Genomic DNA, 21905 nt, shown 5'->3' with positions numbered 1-21905 from the left:
ATCTGTAGCCATTTGTGAGCCAGCGCCAAAAATTTGTGGGGGGCATGAGATAGACGCTGTCATGGGGACAGGGCAGAATGAGCGGGCTTGTTCCCAATTGACGTAAGGAAATGTATGACCCAACAGAATGAGCAGCAGAGAAACCGCATGTTGAGCCTGCTGCGCGAAGGTGAGCGCCGCATGTTGGTTCAATTGGCTGGGCTGCTGCGCACCACCGCCGATGAAATCAATGCCGAGCTGGAGAAAGAGGAGCTGATGGCCACCCTGGAGCAGCCCATCACGGTGGAGTATCTCAACGGCGTGGTGCAGCACCATCTGTTCGAGCGCAAACACAAGGGAGATATGGCGGTTGCCCAGCAGATCCTGAGCGATTATCAGAGCGAGCTGGAAGCGCTGCAGGCCGCTCAGGCGCAGCCTGAAGAGGCTGTCGCAACTGACGAGAGCGGCGAAGAGCTCAAGGCCCAGGCCTGAGCGACGGGCAGGCCTGAATCCTTACCTCTGAATCAGCCGGCCTGCCAGCGCTGACCCCTCTTGCGGCTCCATCATGTCTGCCATGATGGGGCCGTGTCGTTTCTTCAGTTGCCTTCCCTTGTTGACCTTCACTTCTCGGTTTCAATCCAACTGATTCGTGCCTTAGCGCGCCTCTTGGGGCATGCCGTGCGGCACTTCGCGGGGGATGGGGAACACTTTGTCATAGCCCCAGTTGTAGACGAAGGCATAGATCAGATAGAAGACGACGAAGCCCAGATCCAGCACCAGCGCCTCCAGCATGCTGACGCTCAGCCACCAGGACATGACCGGCAGCGCGACGATCAGCAGACCGCCCTCAAAGCCGAAGGTATGCAGCACCCGTTGCCACAGGGTCTTGTGGGTATGGCCCTGATAGCGCAGCAGCAGCTTGTCGACCCCGATGTTGTAGATGTAGTTCCAGACGGTGGCCAGCACCGAGAAGAACAGTGCCAGCGGGCCCATATGGTTGAGCCCAACCCCGGTAACCCAGCTGGCCAGCGGGGCGGCAATCAGCAGGCCAATAAATTCAAAGCCAATGGCATGGCGCAGGCGATCGTTACGGGTACGCATAAGTCACTCTCTCAATCAGGTTCATTCACGAATTGCAGGTTAATCTATAGATATTTAGCGATAGATTCATGTTGGTATCCATCGCTAAAATAGATGGATGAGAGAGCTTGCCGGAGGGCCATAAGATGACGCCATCACTGGAACAACTGAGGATCTTGCTGGCGGCCGCCGAAACCGGCTCGTTTTCCGCTGCCGCCCGCAAGCTGGGCAAGGCGCAGTCGGTGGTGAGCAGCGCTATCGCCAATTTGGAGATCGATCTGGCGCTCACCCTGTTTGACCGCAGCGGCCGCTATCCGCAGTTGACGGAGGCGGGGGCCCGCATGGTGCAGGAGGCGGGGATCCTGCTGGCGCAGAGTGAACGGTTGCAATCCATTGCCGGGGAGCTGGCGGCCGGGGTGGAGACGCGGCTCACTCTGGCCATCGATGACGACTCCCACCTGCCCTGGCTCGGCACCCTGCTGGAGGAGTTCGCCACTCGTTACCCGACCGTGGAGCTGGAGCTGCTCTTCCCGCTGATGGAAGATGTGACCGAGATGCTGGTGACCGGTCGGGCCCAGCTCGGCATCAGCTATCAGAAGGTGCATCCCCAGCGGGAGATAGTCGCCCGTTCGCTGGGGGAGGTGACCATGCCGCTGGTGGTGTCACCGGATCATCCTCTGGCCCGCAAGCAGCCGCTGCGGGAGGTCGATCTGCAGGGGGCACGTCAGCTGATGGTGACCGGCCGACGGGAAGGGAGCGAGCGTCAGCGTTTTCGCATCTCGGCTCAGGTGTGGTGGGTCGAGGGGGATCTCGGGGTGCTGGAGCTGGTCAAGCGGGGCCTTGGCTGGTCCGCCATTCCGGAATTTCTGCTGCATCAACCGCTGAAGCGGGGCGAGGTTGTTGTGTTGGAGCCGGACTTTATCGCCAGCCACGCGCTGGCGCTGGAGTTGCAGTGGCATCGCGCCCGCCCGCTGGGGCAGGCGGGGCGCTGGCTGAAGGAGGCACTGCTGGCGCGCGTGCCTCGCTAGCCGACCTTACTCGGTCAGGGCGTAAGGCAGGGGTTGCAGGGTGAGGCGGGAGCCTTCGTCCTGCTTGAGGCGGAATTGGGCGTCAGCCTCGGTATCTTTCGGCAGTACGGCGGTGAGCCACACCTGCCCGGCCTGTTGCCAGGCGTTGAGCACCATGCCGCTGCGGCGCCAGTTGTCACCCAGTTGCAGCTCCAGGGTATCGCCGCTGGCAACCGGCTCGCCGGCAGTGCCCGCCAGCAGGAACAGGGCGCGGTTGTTGGCGCCGCGATACTTGGCGCGGGCCACCGTCTCCTGCCCCATGTAGCAGCCCTTGTTGAAGCTGATGCCGTCCAGTGCCTGCAGGTTGAGCATCTGCGGGATGAACTCCCCCTGATGCACCGCTTCCATGTGTGGCAGACCCGCCTTGATCTCGAGCCCCCACCAGAGTGACTCGTCACCTTGCGGCAGGGCGTCGGCTTGCTGATTGCTCACCAGCAGCCAGCGATCCTGCTCAATCTTCACCGCCATGCCGCCGTCGATAAGACCGCTCTGCTCAAGGCCGAACTGGGCAGTGATCCAGCCATCGCTGCCCGTACCGGCGATCCCGGTGGCGTGGCGTTCGTCTGCGGCGATCTCGACCTTGGAGAAGACGGCAAATTTCGTCAGCTCCGGCAGCTGACGCTCAAGTACCGAGGGGCTGGTCAGCAGCAGCAGACTGTCGTCGAGGCAGAGCAGGCGGAAATTGCTCCACAGCTTGCCCTTGGGATCACAGTGGCCACCCGGGGTCTGTTGCCCCGGTTGCAGGGCGTTGACATCACAGGTGACCTGACCTTGCAGATATTTGACGCGATCCTGGCCGCTGATACGGGTGATGGCCAGCTTGGTCAGGGAGAAGCGGGTCGGCTCGGCAGGAAAAACAGGTGGTTGCAGGCTCACGATGGTATTCCAGAGAGAAAGTATGTGAGCTGCATGGTAAAGACGTAACTAATGTTTGTCAGCCGGAAAATCCAGCTGGTACCATCCCCCGGTCTTTGTAAGGAGAGTGCCATGTTGAGCCCAGTTGAAAAATCCCGCCTGAAGTGGGCCTGCCGTCGCGGTATGCTCGAGCTGGATGTGATCTTTATGCCCTTTTTCGAACACGAGTTCGACTCCCTGAGCGAAGCCGATCAGCAGACCTTTATCCGCCTGCTGGCGAGCGACGATCCGGATCTGTTCAAATGGTGCATGGGTCATGGTGTTCCTGCCGATCCCGCATTTGCCGCCATGATCCCGATGATCCTGGAGCGCAATCAGGCGCGCCACGACCGCCAGGGGTAATACCGTGGAGCGGGTGATCATGAAGGTTCACCCCTCCCGCCATCAGCAATATTTGCTGGTGGCCCTCTTTCTGTTGCTGCTCTGGCCGGTGGCTGGCCTGATTGCCGGTTGGCAGTGGGCGCTGTTGCTGCCCGTCTGGCTGGTGGCGCTCTGGCTGAGCTGGCGTGCGCTTGCCGAGCCCCCGTTCGAGCTTGTCTGGGATGGTCAGTGGTTGCAGTGGCAAGGTCGCCGCTATCAGCTCGACAAGAAAAGCCGCATTCTGCCCGGTGTGCTCAGGCTGGCGCTTTGTTCCGAACTGCAAGAGAGTGGAGCTGTGTCGCCACGGCAACTGTGGCTCTTCTCCGATGCCCTTCCCCCCGAACATTACCGCCTGCTGGCGCGAGCCATCCACTTTCTGCCGTCCCGGCGCTGACGCCTGTTTTCCGTGATGACCATGCGCTGATTTATCGCGATAAGCCGCTGCCATGTGGTTGGTGGCACTATTTGCTGAAAAAACAGTGACCCCGCCGGGGCGGGGTCACTGATTGCTGCAACGCTTTACGGGAAGGGGGATTAATCCCGCTCCGGGGTCAGCACGGTCGGTTTGGAGTCCGGCAGCATATCCGGATAATCCAGGTTGTAGTGCAGGCCGCGCGACTCCTTGCGCTGCAGGGCGCAGTTGACGATAAGCTCGGCCACCTGCAGCAGGTTGCGCAGCTCCAGCAGGTTGTTGGAGACGCGGAAGTTGGCGTAGTACTCCTGCACCTCCTGCTTGAGCAGGTCGATGCGGCGCTTGGCGCGGGCCAGGCGTTTGTTGGTACGCACTATCCCCACGTAGTCCCACATCATCAACCGCAGTTCGTGCCAGTTGTGCTGGATCACCACCAGTTCGTCGGAATCTTCCACCTTGCTCTCGTCCCACACCGGCAGGCGCGGCGGCTCCACGCTCATCGGCAGCTTGGCCAGAATGTCGGCCCCCGCCTGATGGGCATAAACCACGCATTCCAGCAGGGAGTTGGAGGCCATGCGGTTGGCGCCGTGCAGACCGGTGTAGGTCACTTCACCGATGGCGTAGAGGCCGGGGATATCGGTCTGGCCGTTGTTGTCGATCATCACGCCGCCACAGGTGTAGTGGGCGGCAGGCACGATGGGCATCGGCTCCTTGGTGATGTCGATGCCGACCGCGAGGCAACGCTCATAAATGGTCGGGAAGTGCTTGATTATGAAATCGGCCGGTTTGTGGCTGATGTCCAGATACATGCAGTCCGCCCCGAGCCGCTTCATCTCGTGGTCGATGGCGCGGGCGACGATATCGCGCGGCGCCAGCTCGGCCCGCTCGTCAAACTCCGGCATAAAGCGGCTGCCGTCCGGGCGGCGCAGATAGGCCCCCTCGCCACGCAGCGCTTCGGTCAGCAGGAAGTTGGGGTCATCGGGGTGGAACAGGCTGGTGGGGTGGAACTGGTTGAACTCCAGGTTCGCCACCCGGCAACCGGCCCGCCATGCCATGGCGATGCCATCGCCAGAGCTCACATCCGGGTTGGAGGTGTACTGGTAGACCTTGGAGGCTCCGCCGGTGGCCAGTGCCACGAAACGGGCACGGATCACCTCGACCTGCTCGGCGTTGCGGTTCCAGACGTAGGCGCCCAGTACTTTGTTGCCCGGCAGGTTGAGCTTGCGGGTGGTGATGAGGTCGACCGCGTTGAAGCGCTCCATCAGCTGGATATTGGGGTGAGCGCGCACCTGATCGATCAGGGTGAGCTGCACCGCCTTGCCGGTGGCATCCGCCGCGTGGAAGATGCGGCGATGACTGTGGCCCCCTTCACGAGTCAGGTGGTACTGGGACTCGCCGTCGGCGTTCTCCTCCTGATCGAAGGGGACCCCTTGCTGAATGAGCCACTGGATGGATTCGCGGGCGTGGCGTGCGGTGAACTCGACCACTGCCGGGTCACACAACCCGGCGCCCGCGTTGAGCGTGTCGCTCACGTGGGATTCGATGCTGTCGGTTTCGTCGAAAACGGCAGCGATGCCTCCTTGCGCATAGAAAGTGGCCCCTTCACTGATGGGCCCCTTGCTCAGAACCAGGACTTTGGCGTGGTCTGCCAATCGCAACGCGAGGGACAAACCAGCGGCACCGCTGCCAATGATCAGTACATCGCAAAGGTATTCAACACTTGCTTTCATAAGTATCATTGGCCTGGATTAAGAACTGGCACCATGGTAGCCCAAGCGAGGGCGAGGATGCAGCCTGCATCACATTTTTTTCAATTGAAGCGAACTTTCTCTGATTCTCCCTGTCTGAACTTGTGCGCTTAGGAAGGGCCGGAAAAGAAAAACGATAACCTGATGGGGGTTTTACGGCTCTGATGAGCGACCAGAATCTACTGGACGAACAGCTGGTTGAACGGGTCCAGCGCGGCGATAAAGCAGCTTTCAACCTGTTGGTAAAAAAATACCAGCATAAGGTGGTCAACCTGGTTGCCAGGTATGTCAACAATCCCGGTGATGTGCCCGATGTGGCGCAAGAGGCCTTTATAAAAGCCTACCGTGCATTGCCGACATTCCGTGGCGAAAGTGCTTTTTACACCTGGTTGTACCGAATTGCCGTGAACACGGCGAAGAATTATCTCACCTCCCAGGGGCGCAGGCCGCCCAGCAGTGATGTGGAGGCTGACGAAGCGGAGTCTTATGGTGGTGGTGAAGCCTTGCAAGAGGTCTCAACCCCTGAAAACCTGGCGCTGACTGACGAGATCAAACGCACCGTGTTTTCAGCCATAGAGGCATTGCCGGAAGACCTGAGGACAGCTATCACCCTTCGCGAACTGGAAGGGCTGAGCTACGAAGAGATTGCCGAAATCATGGATTGCCCAGTGGGTACGGTCAGATCCCGTATCTTCCGGGCGAGGGAAGCAATCGATAAAAAGCTGCAACCTCTGATCGAGAATTAACTGGGGAAAGACGGGTTAACTTATGGCAAATAAAGAGCAAATCTCTGCCCTGATGGATGGTGACCTGAGTGACGCAGAGGTACTGAACGAGCTGGAGATGGACTCTGACTTGCAAGATACCTGGGGTCGTTACCACCTGATCGGCGATGCCATGCGGGGTGACCTGCCGGTCAATCTGCAACTGGATCTCAGTGACAGCATCATGGCTGCGCTGGAGGATGAGCCCACCATACTGGCACCCAAGCCGGTCGAGACGGCTCCCGTGCTGCAACCTGCCGTTGCACCGGTCAAGACAGATTCCAATGTGGTTCCGTTGTTCCGCCGTGTCGGTCAGCAGTTGGGTCAATATGCCATTGCGGCATCCGTGGCCGCTGCCGTTATCTTCGGGGTGCAGCAGTATCAGGGACAGGATGGCGTTCCGGCCAATCCGGTGCTCAATACCATTCCAATCGGTGGCAGTGCTGCACCTGTGAGTGTTCACTATCCGCAACAGGATGGCGCCCGTGCCCGTCAGCAAGGGCTGACCGAACAGCAGATGCAGGAGCAGCGGGAGCGGATCAACGCCTTCCTGCGTGACCACCAGTTGCAGCAGCGCCTGTTGCAAGACAGACAGCTCCAACAATAACGAATTGTCAGGGATACAAACGTGCGCCAGTCCAGCCGTATTTTGCTGGCCTCTCTCCTGCTGATCAGTGCCAAGGCCTCGGCCGACGATAAGTCGGCCGAGGCCTTGTTGCAGCAGATGCAGAGTGCCGTGCAGCAACAGAATTTCGAGTTGTCCATGGTCAAGGCCCGTCAGGGGCGTCTTGAACCGATCCGGATCAGCCATGCCGTGATCAACGGCAAGGAAGTGGCCCACCTCAGTTACCTCGACGGCAAGGCGATCGAGTATCTCCAGCGCCAGAACGAATACACCTTCTTTGAAAACAGCCACGATCCCTACACCCTGAAGGATGCCCGCTTCCCCGGTATCTGGTCGACGTTGGTGAAGATGCCGCTGGCGCAGGTGCTGGAGAGCTATGATCCTGTGCTGGCCGGCCGCAGCCGGGTCGCCGGTGTGGTGGCACAGGTGGTGAGGCTGGTGCCTAAAGAGGCCGATAAATATGGTTTCGTGCTCTGGATTGACGAGCAGAGCCACTTGCTGCTGCGGATCGACATGGTCGAGCGGGAAGGCAATCTGGTGGAGCAGGTACTTGGTGTCGAACTGGATCTGCAGAGCAAACCGGCCCCCTGGCTGGTGAAGCTGGCCAACAGCAAGCAGCCTCCGGCGCTGGCGCTGGAGGATGCTTATCCGGCGCCACAACAGCAGTTGAACTGGCAGATCACCTGGTTGCCCGATGGCTTCAAGGTGCTGTCGCAAGACCGGCACCAGCTGGTGACCACCAGTATGCCGGTGGATTACATGATGCTCTCCGACGGGCTGGTGGATCTCTCGGTCTACGTCTCCCGGGTCGATCCCAAGCAGGCGGTGCGCCAGCAGCTGATCCGCCAGGGGGCGACCTCGCTGGTGAGCTATGTCAACGAGGTGGGGGTCGAGATCACCGTGGTCGGCGAGGTGCCTGCCGAGACCGCCAAGCGCATCGCCGAGTCAGTCCAGCCGCTGGCCCGCAACGAAGCGGTGCAGTAACGGGGGATGCGGGGTTGTTCCCCGCTTGCCGAGCGTGGCGAGTCGTGGTCAGATCCCCTGATTGTGTGAACCCGAGGTGTTGCCTTGAATGAGATGAGTGAAGAGCTGGCGACCGTGGTGGCCATTGAGGGTGACCATGCTTGGGTGGAGTGCGAGCGTCGCTCCGCCTGCAGTGGTTGTCAGCAGCAATCCAACTGCGGTACCGGCACCGTGGCCAAGGCGTTTCCCCTGAAAGCTCCCCGCTTGCGGGTCAGGCTGACCGCCGAGGTGCGGGTTGGCCAGCAAGTGAGGCTCGGTATCCCGCAGGAGAGTCTGCTGCGCGGGGCTGCGCTGGTCTATGTGCTGCCGCTTTTCTGTCTGTTGGCCGGCGCCTTGCTGGGGCAGCTCTGGCTGGCACCGCTGCTCTCGGGCGGGGAGGGAATTACCATTCTCTGCTGCCTGCTGGGGGGCGTGCTGGGCTTTTTACTGGTTCGTTACTTTTCCAATCGCCTGGATCAGGGGCGTTACGGCCCGCAGATGCTCGGCGTTGTTGTCCCTGTCCGCATCCTCCCCTGACTGAACAGGCGCTATTTCACTGGCGCTGGCGACTAAAGAATGGCCGTCAGCCGGGTTATCCAGTAAAATCGCGCCTCCATAACTGACCTTAACTAATTTTGAGTGACTCTTGCTCGATGAAACACATTCGTAACTTTTCGATTATTGCGCACATCGACCACGGTAAATCGACCCTGTCGGACCGTCTGATCCAGACTTGCGGTGGCTTGTCCGACCGCGAGATGCAGGCTCAGGTGCTTGACTCCATGGATCTGGAGCGCGAGCGCGGCATTACCATCAAAGCACAGAGTGTGACCCTGAACTACCAGGCACAAGACGGTAACACCTACCAGCTGAACTTTATCGACACCCCGGGCCACGTGGATTTCTCCTACGAGGTCTCCCGCTCTTTGGCGGCCTGTGAAGGGGCGCTGCTGGTGGTGGATGCCGGCCAGGGGGTTGAGGCACAGACTCTGGCCAACTGCTATACCGCCATGGAAATGGATCTGGAAGTGGTGCCGGTGCTGAACAAGATTGACCTGCCGGCCGCAGAACCCGAGCGGGTTGCCGAGGAGATCGAAGACATCGTCGGTATCGACGCGGTCGATGCGGTGCGCTGCTCCGCCAAGACTGGTCTGGGTGTTGATCTGGTGCTGGAAGAGATCGTGGCCAAGATCCCGGCGCCGGAAGGTGACCCGGATGCCCCGCTGCAGGCGCTGATCATCGACTCCTGGTTCGACTCCTATCTGGGCGTTGTCTCTTTGGTGCGGATCAAGAATGGTTCCCTGAAGAAGAACGACAAGATCAAGGTGATGAGCACCGGTCAGGTGTGGGGTGTCGATCGTATCGGTATCTTCACGCCCAAGCAGGTGGATACCCAGGGTCTGGGTTGCGGCGAGGTAGGTTGGGTTGTCTGCGGTATCAAGGACATCCACGGCGCGCCGGTGGGCGATACCCTGACTCAGGCCAAGAACGGTGCCGACAAGGCGCTGGCCGGCTTCAAGAAGGTGAAGCCGCAGGTTTATGCGGGTCTGTTCCCTATCTCCAGCGATGACTACGAGTCGTTCCGTGACGCCCTCGACAAGCTCTCCCTGAACGATGCCTCCCTGTTCTTCGAACCTGAGAGCTCTACTGCGCTGGGCTTCGGCTTCCGTTGTGGCTTCCTCGGCATGCTGCACATGGAGATCATTCAGGAGCGTCTGGAGCGTGAATACGATCTGGATCTGATCACCACGGCGCCGACCGTAGTGTACGAGATCGAGCTGACCGACGGCTCCACCATCCATATCGACAGCCCGGCCCAGATGCCCGCCATCACCAGCATCAAGGAGATGCGCGAGCCGATCGCCGAGTGTCATATCCTGCTGCCGCAGGAGTACATGGGCAACGTGATCACCCTCTGTATCGAGAAGCGTGGCGTGCAGACCAACATGGTCTACCACGGCAAGCAGGTGGCGCTGACCTATGAAATCCCGATGGCGGAAGTGGTGCTCGACTTCTTCGACCGTCTGAAATCCACCAGTCGCGGTTACGCCTCGCTGGACTACGGCTTCAAGCGTTTCGAAACCTCCGACATGGTCCGTCTGGACATCATGATCAACGGTGAGCGCGTCGATGCCCTGGCCATCATCACCCACAAGGAGAACGCCCAGTATCGCGGTCGTCAGGTGGTGGAGAAGATGCGTGAGCTGATCCCGCGCCAGATGTTCGATATCGCGATTCAGGCGGCCATCGGCAACCAGATCATCGCTCGCAGCACCGTCAAGGCTCTGCGTAAAGACGTAACCGCCAAGTGTTACGGTGGTGACGTGAGTCGTAAGAAGAAACTGCTGAACAAGCAGAAAGAAGGTAAGAAGCGGATGAAGTCCCTCGGCCGTGTCGACGTGCCGCAGGAAGCCTTCCTCGCGATTCTCCACGTCGGAAAGGATTAATAGATGGCAAGCACGTTTTCCCTGATCCTGGTGGTGGTCTGCGCGATCACCGGTGTTATCTGGTGTCTGGACAAGATGATTTGGTCCAAGCAGCGCGCCGCCAAGATTGCCGTGGCTCGTGCCCATGGCGGTGCCCACCTGGATGAGAAGACCCTGGCCAAGGTGGCCCCCGTGCCGGTCTGGATTGAACAGACCGCCGGGGTCTTCCCGGTCATCACCTTTGTGCTGATCCTGCGTTCGTTCATTTTTGAACCGTTCCAGATCCCGTCAGGTTCCATGATGCCCACCCTGCTGGTGGGCGACTTCATCCTGGTGGAAAAATTTGCCTATGGTCTGCGGGATCCGGTGACCAACACCAAGTTCCTCGAGACTGGTGAGCCCAAGCGTGGCGATGTGGTGGTGTTCAAATACCCGCTCGAACCGCGGGTGGACTACATCAAGCGGGTGGTCGGCATGCCGGGTGATCGGATCATCTATCGCAACAAGGAGCTGATGATCCGGCCCAAGTGCGAAGAGCAGGAAGGGAAAACGTGCCCGGGCTTCAAGAAGCTCGACGTCAAGTTTGAACAAAGAGGCGAATTTACCCAGATGGGGATCCCCCTTGACCGCTATACCGAGCAGTTGGGTGATGTCTCCCACGAGACCCTGCGCAATCCGCTGATGCCCGACATGGTTGGCCGTTACTATCGCCAGCCCGGCACCTACCCCGACGAGTGGGTGGTACCGGAAGGCCAGTATTTCGTGATGGGCGACAACCGCGACAACAGCACCGACAGCCGCTTCTGGGGCTTTGTGCCCGAACAGAATCTGGTCGGCAAGGCGGTCGCTATCTGGATAAGTTTTGAATTCGAGCGCGAAGAAGGCTCCCTGCTGCCAAGTTGGGTACCGACAGGTGTGCGCTTCAACCGCATTGGCGGAATCAAGTAAATGAATATCAAGATGAACAGACTGCAGTCCCGTCTCGGGCATGTCTTTGCGGATCTGGAACTGCTGACCCGGGCGCTGACTCACCGCAGCGCCGGTTCCCGTCACAATGAACGACTGGAATTTCTGGGGGACTCCATTTTGAGTCTGGTGATTGCCGACGATCTGTTCCACCGCTTCCCGCAAGCGGCGGAAGGGGATCTCAGCCGGATGCGCGCCACCCTGGTGCGCGAGAAGACCCTGGCCGAACTGGGCCGGGAGTTCGACCTCGGGGATCACTTGATCCTCGGTCCCGGCGAACTCAAGAGCGGCGGTTTTCGCCGCGAATCCATTCTGGCCGATACGGTCGAGGCGGTGATCGGTGCCGTCTATCTGGATACCAATCTTGAGACGGTGCGGACACTGCTGCTGAGCTGGTACGCCAGCCGCCTGGAAGAGATCAAGCCGGGCATCGAGCAGAAAGATCCCAAGACCCGTCTGCAAGAAATTTTGCAGGGAAGCCGCAAATCCCTGCCGACCTACACTGTGACCAACGTCAAGGGCGAGGCACACAACCAGGAGTTCACCGTCCAGTGTGACGTGGAAGGTCTGGATGGTCCCCTCGTCGGGGTCGGCACCAGCCGTCGCAAGGCCGAACAGGCCGCGGCGCAGCAAGCATTGGAAAAACTGTCATGACAGATACTACCTATTGCGGCTTTGTCGCCATCGTGGGCCGCCCGAATGTGGGCAAGTCCACCCTGCTCAACAAGCTGCTTGGCCAGAAGGTCAGCATCACCTCGAAGAAGCCCCAGACCACCCGTCACCGGATTTTGGGGATCGATACCGAGGAGAACTACCAGACCATCTATGTCGATACCCCGGGTCTGCACATTGAAGAGAAACGGGCCATCAACCGCCTGATGAACCGTGCCGCCACCAGTTCGCTGGGTGATGTGGCCATGGTGGTGTTCATGGTCGATGGTACCCACTGGACCAAAGACGACGAGATGGTGCTGGGCAAGCTGCGCAATCTCAAGTGCCCGGTGGTGCTGGCGGTCAACAAGATTGACAACGTCAAAGAGAAAGAAGATCTGCTGCCCCACCTCGAGTGGTTGGGCCAACAGATGAACTTCGCCCATATTCTGCCCATCAGTGCCGAAAAGGGCACCAACGTGGAGAAGATCCGCGAGTGGGCCAAGGATCTGCTGCCGGAAAACGTCCACTTCTTCCCGGAAGATTACGTGACCGACCGCTCCTCCCGCTTTATGGCCTCCGAAATCATCCGCGAGAAGCTGATGCGCTTCACCGGCGAGGAGCTGCCCTACTCGGTGACGGTGGAGATCGAGCGCTTCAAGGTGGAAGAGAACGGCCTCTACCACATCCACGGCCTGATCCTGGTCGAGCGCGATGGCCAGAAGAAGATGGTCATCGGTAACAAGGGCGAGAAGATCAAGACCATCGGCACCGAAGCGCGCCTCGATATGGAGCGTCTGTTCCAGAACAAGGTGCACCTCGAGCTGTGGGTCAAGGTCAAGTCGGGCTGGGCTGATGATGAGCGCGCCCTGCGCAGTCTCGGCTATGGTGACGACTGATTGCTGACCCCGGCTTTCGTCATCCATAGTCGGCCCTATCGGGAGACCAGCCAGCTGGTCGAGGTCTTCACCCAGGATAGTGGCCGATTTACTCTGGTGGCTCGCGGTTCTCGCGGGCCACGCTCCCCTCTCAAGGGGCTGCTGCAACCCTTTACCCTGCTCACCATCGCCTGGCGCGGCAAGGGGGATCTCAAGAACCTCACCCAGGTCGAATGCCCCGACCACTCCCTGCGTCTCGGTGGCGATCGCCTCTTCTACGGCCTCTATCTCAACGAGCTGGTCTACTACCTGCTGGAAGCGCACACCCCGTTCCCCGAAGTATTCGATGCCTATGCCCGTGCCATCATGGCGCTGGCCGATGGCGAGACGCCGGAGCTGCCGCTGCGTCGCTTCGAGTTCCTGCTGTTGCAGGCGCTCGGCTATGCGGTGGATTTCGAATACACGGCGGACGACGAGTCGCCCATCGAGCCGACCCTGCTCTATGGCTTCGAGCGTGAATTGGGCTTTGTTGCTTGCGAGCGGGCGCCGGATCCCCGTACCCTGTTTCTCGGTGCCCACCTGCTCGCCTTTGCCGAGGGACGTTTCGATACCCCTCCCTTGCTGCAGGCGGCCAAACGTTTCAGCCGACTGGCACTGCAACCCTATCTGGGCAAGCGCCAGCTAAAGAGCCGGGAGCTGTTTTTAAAACGCAAAGCCAGCATCCAAGGCTGACACAGATTACAGACATACGGATATTGGCGCGGGGTGATTCACTGACCGCGCAGTCAACAGATGAAGCCTTTCAAGGAGTTCTCAATGAGTGAAATCTATCTGGGTGTGAACATCGACCATATCGCGACTCTGCGCAACGCCCGTGGCACCCAGTATCCGGATCCGGTACAGGCCGCGTTCGTGGCCGAACAGGCCGGGGCCGATGGCATTACCGTGCATCTGCGTGAAGATCGCCGCCACATCACCGACCGCGATGTGGAGATCCTGCGTCAGACTATCCAGACCAGAATGAACCTGGAGATGGCGGTGACCGAAGAGATGATCGGCATCGCCTGCCGCATCAAACCCCACTTCGTCTGTCTGGTGCCGGAGAAGCGCACCGAAGTGACCACCGAGGGCGGTCTGGACGTGGCCGGTCAGCTGGACAAGGTGACTGACGCCGTTGCCCGCCTCTCTGCTGTGGGTGCCCAGGTATCCCTCTTTATCGACGCCGATCCCATCCAGATCGATGCGGCTGCCGAGAGTGGCGCCCCCTTTATCGAGATCCATACCGGCCGTTACGCCGATGCCACCACAGATGCCGAGCGCAACGCCGAGTTCAAGCGTATCGCCGCCGGCGCCTCCTATGCCGCTGGCAAGGGCTTGAAGGTCAATGCTGGTCACGGCCTGCACTACCACAACGTCAAGGCCATCGCCGCCATCCCCGAGCTCTATGAGCTCAACATCGGCCACGCCATCATCGGTCGTGCCGCCTTCGATGGTCTGGCCAAGGCCGTGAGCGATATGCGCCTGCTGATGCAGGAAGCCCGTCAGGGGATCTGACTCACCAGACCGGCGGCCTGAGACAGGCTGCCAAAAATAACAAGGGACGCCACGGCGTCCTTTGTTATTTCAGGCCCTGTTCAAGCGAGGGCGGCACCCGCGCAGTAATAACCCAGCACAATCGGCTATAAGCAGTTGATGTCAAAAGGGTTACACTGGTTGACCCTGTGAGTTGGACGAGATTGTTATGGATCATCCCTTGTACCACCCCGATATCACCGAACTTGAACCTGTCGCCCGTGCGGCGGGAGCGGCCATCATGGCCATCTACAGCCAGCCCTTCGCGGTGGAGTACAAGAGCGACGAGAGCCCGCTGACGGCGGCCGACAAGGGGGCTCATGAGGTGATCGTTCTGGGGTTGGCACGGCTGACTCCGGATATTCCCGTATTGTCGGAGGAGTCTGGGTCCGAGGTGATGGCGGCGCGCCACGGCTGGTCCCGCTACTGGCTGGTGGATCCCCTCGACGGCACCAAGGAGTTTGTCTCGCGCAACGGCGAGTTCACCGTCAATATCGCGCTGATTGAAGGGAGGGCGCCGCGTTGGGGGCTGGTCTATGCCCCTGTGCTGGACAAGCTCTGGTATGGCGGAAAGGGGCTCGGTGCTTGGCGCATCGCCGATGGCAAGCGCGAGCCTATCCAGACCCGGCCTCATCGTGAAGGCGAGGCGTGGCGAGTGGTGGGCAGTCGCAACCACCTGTCGCAGGAGACCCTCGATTTCTTGGCTCCTTTTGGCGAGATCGAGCTGGTTTCGATGGGCAGCTCCCTCAAGTTCTGCATCATTGCCGAGGGGGACGCCGAGCTCTATCCGCGCCTTGCCCCCACCTGCGAGTGGGATACCGGCGCGGCACAGGCGGTGCTGGAGGGGGCGGGTGGCAGCGTCACCCAACTCGATGGCTCGCCCCTCGCCTACAACAAGCCCGACATTCTCAACCCCTGGTTTGTCGCCAAGGCATAAACGAGATATCGGGATGCAAAAAGGCCGGACTGGAATGAACTTCCAGTCCGGCCTTTTTATTTCGCTATTCGCTTTGCGGTCAGAAGACCTTTTTGAACGGCTTGATGGTCACTTTGGCATAGACACCGGCGGCCACATAGGGATCGGCATCGGCCCAGGCTTGGGCGTCCGCCTGCGAGGCAAACTCGGCGATGACGGTGCTGCCGGTAAAGCCTGCATCGGCCGGATCCTCGGCATCGATAGCCGGGTTGGGGCCGGCGGTCAGCAGGCGACCTTCATCCTGCAGGGCTTGCAGGCGAGCCAGATGGGCAGGGCGAACTTGCTTGCGCAGTGGCAGGCTATCGGGAACATCTTCTGAGTAGATGAGATACCACATGAGACAATCCTTTTCTGATGAGGGTTATTTTTTTGGTTCGTCTTTTTGCTGTGACAACTGCTCGGCAGGGATGTGGCGATAGAGATAGACGCCGCTCAGCAGGGTAAAGACCAGCGTCATCCCCAGCAGGCCGAACACCTTGAAGTTGACCCACATCTCTTGCGGCAGGTTGAATGCCACGTAGAGGTTGAGCAGGCCACAGACGGTAAAGAAGCCGACCCAGCCGAGATTGACTGTGTCCCAGACCTTATCGGGTGCTTGCAGCTCCTTGGCCAGCATCTGTTTGATCAGATTCTTGCCAAAGCCGTAGCGGCTGATGAGCAGACCCAGTGCGAACAGTACGTTGATGACAGTCACTTTCCACTTGATGAAGGTGTCATCGTGGAAGAAAACTGTGAGGCCGCCAAAGAAGCCGACCAGCAGGAAGGTAAAGAGTTGCATCTTCTCGACCTTGCGATAGCGGATCCAGCTATAGGCGAGCTGCAGACCGGTGACCACCACCAGTGCGCCGGTAGCCATGTAGATGTCGTAGAACTTGTAGACCGCGAAGAAAACGATAAGTGGAATAAATTCAATAAATTGCTTCATGTCTGGCGCCTAGTCCTCAAAGATGGCCTGCAAATTTCGCCCAGTCTACCTGCATGGCGGACAACGGCAAATGAATAAGACCGCTCATTTTTACGCCGGTTCCGCGCTGTCGCCAAACAGTTGGCGTGCAATGGAGATCCCCAGTCGCTGCTGATCGGCCAGCAGGTCGCGGATATGGCGCTCTTCAATCAGAGGGTTGAGCAGCACGGCGCGTAGCAGGGTGAGCGGTTGGGTACCGTAGCGCACCACGGCGCGCTGGGTACGGGAGACAAAGCTGTGCCCCTCGGCCCGCTGGGCTTTTTGCAGTGCCACGTTGAAGTCGTTGATCTGCGCATTGGCCGTCTCATCCAGCACCTTGCCCTGCAGGTGGGGCGGGATGCAGCGGTAGGAGAGCAGGTTCATCACCGGCGCCGACATCAGCTCGAAAGCAGGATCGCTTTCGATGAGCTCGGCCATCAGCCGGGCCCGGTCGTAGTTGGCTTCGATAAGCTCGGCATAGCCTTGCTGGCCGAAGAGTTGGAAAGCTGCATCCAGATAGAGGGCGTTGGCCGGGCGGGTGCCCTCCAGGGTAAAGCGGCCCTGATCGAATGAGGTAGCGCGAATGGCGTAGGGCGCCTCTCGCTTGACCGCCATCATCAGGTCGGGCTGGCGGCAGAGCAGCATGCCAGTACCGAGCGGCACCAGCAGTTGCTTGTGACCATCCAGGGTGACGGTGTCGGCCTGCTCTATTCCGGCCAGCAGACCTTGATAGCGGGGGGAGAAGAGGGTTGGGCCGCCCCAGGCGGCATCCACGTGGAAGTGGATCTGCTCGCGCTCGGCGATGGCGGCCAGCTCAGGCAGGGGGTCGATGGAGCCAAAGTCGGTACTGCCTGCCACGCCGACCAATGCCAGTACTTTCAATTTTTGCTCTTTGCACTGGATCAGAGCCTGTTCCAGCGCCGCCAGACTGAGCCGGTTCTGCTCGTCGGTCTCGAGGCGCCAAACGCTGCGGGCGCCCAGCCCCAGCAGATCCATCCCCTTGTCGAAGGAGTAGTGCATCAGGCGGGAGCCCAGAATGACGGCGCCGCGATAGCCCTGCTCGTAGAGGGCAAACAGGTTGTCGCCACAGGCGCGGTTGCGAGCCAGCCAGAGGGCGGTGACGTTGGCGATGGTGCCGCCGCTGGTCATGACACCGAGGGCGGCATCCTTGGCATGCATCTGCTCGCCGTAGAAGGCATCGTCCATGCCGTAGATGAGGCGGTGCAGCTTGGCCAGCACCTCCCGCTCCAGAAAGCTGAGCAGGCGGGAGGACTCCATCTTCATCGGATTCTGGTTCAGCATTACCAGCAGGCGCGACAGCTCGGCGGTATAGGCCGGCAGTGGCGCCGTCATATGGCCCATGTAGCGTGGCGAGGTGAGGTGCGAGGCGCCGGGTACCAGAGTAGCCAGCCGCGCCAGATACTCCTCGATAGGTTGGCCGACTGCTGGCATGCGGGATTGATCGAGCTGGTGGGTGAACAGGTCGCGCTGATAGGGGGCCTGACTGTCGTCGGAGTGGTGGAAGGTCTCCAGCAAGGTGCTCATCGCCTCGCCAAAGGCGGGATCCGCTTGTGCAAACAGCTCAGTCAACTTCATCAGGTTCTCCAGACCAGGTCACCGGGGTAGGTGTCTATGCCGCTTCTGTCGGGCATCGGCGGCAGAGCATACACCAAAGGGGAGCGGGTGACAGCCACCCCATTTTTTAAGCGAACACTTGTACTCTGAAATGGTGCTGGGTAGAGTGTCGCCAATGATGACGGAGTGAATGTTATGAGTGGTGTGATGGATTACTCCCCCCGGGAGGAGCTGGCAAACCGGCTGAGTCACGGTGCGGGATTGTTGTTGGGGATTATCGGGCTGGTGTTGTTGCTCATCAAGGGATGGGGACAGGGTACGCAGGCGCTGGTGAGTTACAGCCTTTATGGCGGCAGTCTGGTGCTGCTCTATCTCGCCTCGACCCTCTATCACAGCATGGGGTCAGAGCGGGCCAGACGTTGGTGCAAGGTGTTTGATCACTGCGCCATCTATCTGCTGATTGCCGGCACCTATACCCCCTTCCTGCTGGTGGCGCTCGACACGCCGCTGGCGAAGGGCTTGATGGTGGTGATCTGGGCCCTGGCGCTGGCTGGTGTGGTGTTCAAGCTGGTGTTTATCAACCGCTTCAAGAAGTTGTCGCTCTTTACCTACCTGATGTTGGGCTGGCTGTCGCTGGTGGTCATCTATCAGCTCTATATCCATCTGGCCGGTGAGGGGCTGCTGCTGCTCGGGCTTGGCGGCCTTATCTACAGCCTCGGGGTCATCTTCTATGTGGCCAAGCAGATCCCCTATAACCACGCCATCTGGCATCTCTTTGTGCTGGGTGGCAGCGTCTGTCACTTTATGGCCATTTACGGCTACGTCGCCTAACGTCTTGCAACTAGCCCTTAATTGGTATTTTTGGCGCGTAAAAGGATAAATTCGTGCGGTATCACACAGTTGGCATCAGCGTTTGCTGACAAGCTAGGGCCAGTTCAATTCGCAAAGGATGCACGAAATGAGTGAAATCGCGCTTTCCATCAGCATGTTGTCGCTGGTGGCAGTGCTAGGACTCTGGCTGGGAAACTGGCGAGTCTATGGCGTTGGCTTGGGAATAGGGGGGGTGCTGTTCGGCGGCATCATAGTGGGTCACTTTGCAGGCGCCTCCGATCTCGCGCTGGATGCACAAACGCTTCACTTTATTCAAGAATTTGGCCTGATCCTGTTTGTCTATACCATCGGCATCCAGGTCGGGCCGGGTTTCTTCTCGTCATTGCGCAGTTCGGGTCTCAAACTCAACGCCTTTGCCGCCTTGCTGGTCATCCTTGGCTGCGTGGTGGCCGCTGGCTTGCATCAATTTTTCGATGTGCCGTTGCCGGTCATTCTGGGGGTCTTCTCCGGTGCCGTCACCAATACGCCATCCCTCGGTGCGGGCCAGCAGATCCTGGCCGAGCTGGGCGCCGCGCCCGGTTCTACCGGTTTGATGGGGATGGGATATGCGGTTGCCTATCCGTTCGGCATCTGTGGCATTTTGCTCACCATGTGGTTGGTTAGGGTCTTCTTTCGCATCAAGATCGACGATGAAGCCGCCCAGTTCGAGCTACAAACCGGTAAAACCAAGGAGAGCTTGCAGACTATCAACATCGCGGTGCGCAACCCCAACATGCACGGCCTGATGCTGAGCGAGATCCCGAGTCTCGACGAGTCGGATGTCATCTGTTCACGGCTCAAGCGGGGCGACGAGCTGATGGTGCCACGGCCGGAATCCCGTATCCAACTGGGTGACTTGCTGCACCTGGTCGGTGAGCGTCACGCGCTGCACAAGGTGTTGCTGGTGTTGGGGGAGGAGGTGGAGACCTCGCTCTCGACCCGCGGCACCGATCTGCGCGTCGAGCGAGTAGTGGTGACCAACGAGCAGGTTCTTGGCAAGAAGATCCGCGATCTGGACATCAAACAGCGCTATGACGTGGTGATCTCCCGTCTCAACCGTGCCGGTATCGAACTGGTGCCGACCAGTCAGACCAGCCTGCAGTTTGGTGACATCCTCAACCTGGTTGGCCGTCTCGACGCCATCGAAGCGGTGACCAATGTGGTCGGCAACGTGCAGCAAAAACTGCAACAGGTGCAGATGTTGCCGGTATTTATCGGGATTGGCCTTGGCGTATTGCTCGGCTCCATCCCCTTCTATCTGCCCGGTTTCCCGGCCGCCCTCAAGCTGGGTCTGGCGGGGGGGCCGCTGGTGGTGGCGCTGATCCTGTCGCGGATCGGCAGCATCGGCAAGCTCTACTGGTTCATGCCACCCAGCGCCAACCTGGCGCTGCGGGAGATCGGGATCGTGCTGTTTCTGGCGGTGGTTGGATTCAAGTCCGGTGCCGGCTTCGTCGATACCCTGATCAACGGCGATGGCCCGGCCTGGATGCTCTACGGTATGGCGATCACCCTGATCCCGCTGCTGGTAGTCGGTTTGCTGGCGCGCCTCTACGGCAAGATGAATTATCTGACCCTGTGCGGCTTGCTGGCCGGCTCCATGACAGATCCTCCCGCGCTGGCCTTTGCCAACGCCATGCACCCGACCAGTGGCGCCAGTGCGCTCTCATACGCCACTGTCTACCCGCTGGTGATGTTTCTGCGGATCATCTCGCCACAGCTGCTGGCTATCATCCTCTGGGCGGGAGCCTAGGGTTCATCCTGACGGGAGCATGCCTTGTCATGCTCCCGTCATCATTCTGTAATCTATTGATAATTTTGGTTTTTGCTATTCTCGCAACCTCGTTTTATACACTTCTGTCTGGCTGAACAGTTCAGCCTCAAATCGGTCTATCCTTTCGAATTTTCGAGCTGGTTATTTTTCCCCTCAGTCTGCAAAGTAGGCTGTGGCTTATTGCATTCAAATCAGGATTCAGGAGAGAACATGATCACCAATGCCGTTACCTTGGAACAGGGCGTAACCGTAACCCAACTTAAAGGACAAATTTATCTGGTTGCCGCAGATGGCAGCCGGAAGCTGTTGGCTGAAGGTGATGTGCTGCCGAAAGGGGCGGTGATCATGTCGCCGGATGGCGCCAGTTTCATGGGCGGCGGACAGTCGTTCAATGTGCAACCAGCCAGCGAGCAGAGTGAGCCTGCCGAAGAGGAGGATGCTCCCCAGCTGGCTCAAAATGGTGCCGCTGGCACTCCTGATGATATCAATGCCCTGCAACAGGCCATTTTGGGTGGCGCTGACCCGACCCAGGCCTTTGAAGCCTCTGCAGCAGGCGGTGCACCTGCTGCTGGCGGTGGCGGTATCGGTGGTGTCGCCGGTGCCAGTGGCAACGGCGGTTTTGTCACCATCGACCGTACCGGTTCCGCAACCATTGCTGAAGCCACCTTCGATACCACCTACAACGCCAATGGTGAGCCACTGCTTGAAGCAGTTGGTGAAGATGATCCTCTTTTTACCTCCGTTGACCTTGTCTTGAGTGCAGATGCACAGGTGAATGAAGGTGGGTTTATCACCTTTACTGCGACATTAGATGAACCTGTTTTTGGTTCTGACTTGGTTATTCAGCTGTCAAATGGTGTAGTGATCACCATTCCCGTCGGCCAGAGTTCCGGTTCATTCACTGTTGCTGCTCCAGCGGACAGCCCTTATGTCGACCCGTCAACGATCACCGTTTCGATTACCGGTACTCAGGGCGGTGGTTTCAACCAGATTATCACTGGACCTTCAACGACTACCCAGATTAACGACACCGTGGACACCACCACGGTGACCCTGAGCGCACCGGCGCAGGTCAACGAAGGTGGGCAGATCACCTACAGCGCCAGTGTCAACAATGCCCCGCAGAGTGACCTGGTGCTGACCCTGTCCAACGGCGCCAGCATCACCATCAAGGCGGGCGAGCTGAGCGGCAGCGTGACGGTCGATGCCCCGAGTGACGACGTTTACAAAGATGGCAGCAGCCTGACGGTGAGCATCACCGGCAGCAGCGGTGGCAACTACGAGCAGCTGGACACCAGCAGCAAGGTGACCACCGAGGTGGCCGA

The 21905-nt window shown here is 59.5% G+C and carries 24 protein-coding genes; 18 read left to right on the top strand and 6 right to left on the bottom strand.

Features of this window, described 5'->3' with window-relative positions; translation table 11 throughout:
* The first annotated feature begins 114 nt into the window (after positions 1 to 114).
* Positions 115 to 471 (top strand): hypothetical protein, encoded by a 357-nt coding sequence (locus AB5Y90_RS08490; protein ID WP_069529227.1) that lies wholly within the window; start codon positions 115 to 117, stop codon positions 469 to 471.
* Positions 472 to 633: 162 nt separating this feature from the next.
* On the opposite strand, the gene AB5Y90_RS08485 is transcribed toward AB5Y90_RS08490, so the two are convergent.
* Positions 634 to 1080, bottom strand: coding sequence for a PACE efflux transporter (locus AB5Y90_RS08485; RefSeq protein ID WP_159164222.1), 447 nt, complete (start codon positions 1078 to 1080; stop codon positions 634 to 636).
* A 125-nt stretch (positions 1081 to 1205) separates the two neighbouring features.
* Here AB5Y90_RS08485 and AB5Y90_RS08480 point away from each other — a divergent pair, with 125 nt between their 5' ends.
* The gene (locus AB5Y90_RS08480) at positions 1206 to 2087 is read left to right on the top strand and encodes a LysR family transcriptional regulator (RefSeq protein ID WP_042080104.1); all 882 of its coding nucleotides are present in this window, start codon (positions 1206 to 1208) and stop codon (positions 2085 to 2087) included.
* Positions 2088 to 2093: 6 nt separating this feature from the next.
* On the opposite strand, the gene ygfZ is transcribed toward AB5Y90_RS08480, so the two are convergent.
* On the bottom strand, positions 2094 to 3002 hold the full coding sequence (ygfZ, locus tag AB5Y90_RS08475) for a tRNA-modifying protein YgfZ (RefSeq protein ID WP_368166790.1): 909 nt from the start codon (positions 3000 to 3002) through the stop codon (positions 2094 to 2096).
* A gap of 111 nt (positions 3003 to 3113) precedes the next feature.
* Here ygfZ and AB5Y90_RS08470 point away from each other — a divergent pair, with 111 nt between their 5' ends.
* Together AB5Y90_RS08470 and AB5Y90_RS08465 are read left to right on the top strand one after the other, a co-directional pair.
* Positions 3114 to 3383, top strand: a complete 270-nt coding sequence (locus AB5Y90_RS08470) for a succinate dehydrogenase assembly factor 2 (protein WP_005335417.1) — start codon at positions 3114 to 3116, stop codon at positions 3381 to 3383.
* Between the two features lie 19 nt (positions 3384 to 3402).
* A complete protein-coding gene (locus AB5Y90_RS08465) occupies positions 3403 to 3795 on the top strand; it encodes a protein YgfX (RefSeq protein WP_201954519.1) in 393 nt (130 codons plus the stop codon).
* A gap of 140 nt (positions 3796 to 3935) precedes the next feature.
* Here the strand turns inward: AB5Y90_RS08465 and nadB are convergent, their stop codons facing one another.
* Positions 3936 to 5543, bottom strand: coding sequence for an L-aspartate oxidase (gene nadB / locus AB5Y90_RS08460; protein WP_005354382.1), 1608 nt, complete (start codon positions 5541 to 5543; stop codon positions 3936 to 3938).
* 182 nt (positions 5544 to 5725) lie between these two features.
* On the opposite strand from nadB, the gene rpoE reads away from it, so the two are divergent.
* The 11 genes from rpoE to cysQ all read left to right on the top strand — a co-directional run bounded on the left by rpoE (position 5726) and on the right by cysQ (position 15382).
* Complete coding sequence (gene rpoE, locus AB5Y90_RS08455; protein ID WP_005335411.1) at positions 5726 to 6307, top strand: RNA polymerase sigma factor RpoE; 582 nt, start codon at positions 5726 to 5728, stop codon at positions 6305 to 6307.
* Between the two features lie 22 nt (positions 6308 to 6329).
* On the top strand, positions 6330 to 6932 hold the full coding sequence (locus AB5Y90_RS08450) for an RseA family anti-sigma factor (RefSeq protein ID WP_064335572.1): 603 nt from the start codon (positions 6330 to 6332) through the stop codon (positions 6930 to 6932).
* A 21-nt stretch (positions 6933 to 6953) separates the two neighbouring features.
* A complete protein-coding gene (locus tag AB5Y90_RS08445) occupies positions 6954 to 7934 on the top strand; it encodes a MucB/RseB C-terminal domain-containing protein (protein ID WP_005335407.1) in 981 nt (326 codons plus the stop codon).
* Positions 7935 to 8027: 93 nt separating this feature from the next.
* Complete coding sequence (locus AB5Y90_RS08440; RefSeq protein WP_040068038.1) at positions 8028 to 8489, top strand: SoxR reducing system RseC family protein; 462 nt, start codon at positions 8028 to 8030, stop codon at positions 8487 to 8489.
* Positions 8490 to 8605: 116 nt separating this feature from the next.
* Positions 8606 to 10399, top strand: coding sequence for a translation elongation factor 4 (gene lepA, locus AB5Y90_RS08435; RefSeq protein ID WP_115522000.1), 1794 nt, complete (start codon positions 8606 to 8608; stop codon positions 10397 to 10399).
* A 3-nt stretch (positions 10400 to 10402) separates the two neighbouring features.
* Positions 10403 to 11326 (top strand): signal peptidase I, encoded by a 924-nt coding sequence (lepB, locus tag AB5Y90_RS08430; RefSeq protein WP_139472317.1) that lies wholly within the window; start codon positions 10403 to 10405, stop codon positions 11324 to 11326.
* The gene (gene rnc / locus AB5Y90_RS08425; RefSeq protein ID WP_005335394.1) at positions 11327 to 11998 is read left to right on the top strand and encodes a ribonuclease III; all 672 of its coding nucleotides are present in this window, start codon (positions 11327 to 11329) and stop codon (positions 11996 to 11998) included.
* The gene (era, locus tag AB5Y90_RS08420) at positions 11995 to 12894 is read left to right on the top strand and encodes a GTPase Era (protein WP_042053921.1); all 900 of its coding nucleotides are present in this window, start codon (positions 11995 to 11997) and stop codon (positions 12892 to 12894) included. The genes rnc and era overlap by 4 nt, the downstream gene beginning before the upstream one ends.
* Positions 12895 to 13605, top strand: a complete 711-nt coding sequence (gene recO / locus AB5Y90_RS08415; RefSeq protein WP_041210624.1) for a DNA repair protein RecO — start codon at positions 12895 to 12897, stop codon at positions 13603 to 13605.
* Between the two features lie 84 nt (positions 13606 to 13689).
* On the top strand, positions 13690 to 14427 hold the full coding sequence (gene pdxJ, locus AB5Y90_RS08410; protein ID WP_005335389.1) for a pyridoxine 5'-phosphate synthase: 738 nt from the start codon (positions 13690 to 13692) through the stop codon (positions 14425 to 14427).
* A gap of 199 nt (positions 14428 to 14626) precedes the next feature.
* Positions 14627 to 15382 carry a 3'(2'),5'-bisphosphate nucleotidase CysQ gene (gene cysQ / locus AB5Y90_RS08405; RefSeq protein WP_368166802.1) on the top strand — a complete coding sequence of 252 codons (756 nt, stop codon included), beginning with the start codon at positions 14627 to 14629 and terminating at the stop codon, positions 15380 to 15382.
* A gap of 79 nt (positions 15383 to 15461) precedes the next feature.
* On the opposite strand, the gene AB5Y90_RS08400 is transcribed toward cysQ, so the two are convergent.
* The 3 genes from AB5Y90_RS08400 to AB5Y90_RS08390 all read right to left on the bottom strand — a co-directional run bounded on the left by AB5Y90_RS08400 (position 15462) and on the right by AB5Y90_RS08390 (position 17960).
* Positions 15462 to 15758, bottom strand: coding sequence for a YciI family protein (locus tag AB5Y90_RS08400; protein WP_005354350.1), 297 nt, complete (start codon positions 15756 to 15758; stop codon positions 15462 to 15464).
* 24 nt (positions 15759 to 15782) lie between these two features.
* Entirely contained in the window at positions 15783 to 16346 is a 564-nt protein-coding gene (locus AB5Y90_RS08395; protein WP_064335576.1) for a septation protein A, read from the bottom strand.
* Between the two features lie 90 nt (positions 16347 to 16436).
* Positions 16437 to 17960: an aminotransferase class V-fold PLP-dependent enzyme gene (locus tag AB5Y90_RS08390; protein WP_368166789.1), complete on the bottom strand. Its 1524-nt coding sequence runs from the start codon at positions 17958 to 17960 to the stop codon at positions 16437 to 16439.
* Between the two features lie 174 nt (positions 17961 to 18134).
* Here AB5Y90_RS08390 and AB5Y90_RS08385 point away from each other — a divergent pair, with 174 nt between their 5' ends.
* The 3 genes from AB5Y90_RS08385 to AB5Y90_RS08375 form a co-directional block, all read left to right on the top strand.
* Positions 18135 to 18770: a hemolysin III family protein gene (locus AB5Y90_RS08385; RefSeq protein ID WP_368166788.1), complete on the top strand. Its 636-nt coding sequence runs from the start codon at positions 18135 to 18137 to the stop codon at positions 18768 to 18770.
* 127 nt (positions 18771 to 18897) lie between these two features.
* Positions 18898 to 20559, top strand: coding sequence for a putative transporter (locus tag AB5Y90_RS08380; RefSeq protein ID WP_368166787.1), 1662 nt, complete (start codon positions 18898 to 18900; stop codon positions 20557 to 20559).
* Positions 20560 to 20790: 231 nt separating this feature from the next.
* Positions 20791 to 21905 (top strand): retention module-containing protein (locus AB5Y90_RS08375; RefSeq protein ID WP_368166786.1); only part of this gene is annotated, 1115 nt, incomplete at its 3' end.

This window comes from Aeromonas sp. R4-1 (genome assembly GCF_040908325.1).
Classification (GTDB): domain Bacteria; phylum Pseudomonadota; class Gammaproteobacteria; order Enterobacterales; family Aeromonadaceae; genus Aeromonas; species Aeromonas veronii.
The sequence above is the reverse complement of the archived record's forward strand: the minus strand, read 5'-3'. Positions and strand labels throughout refer to the sequence as shown.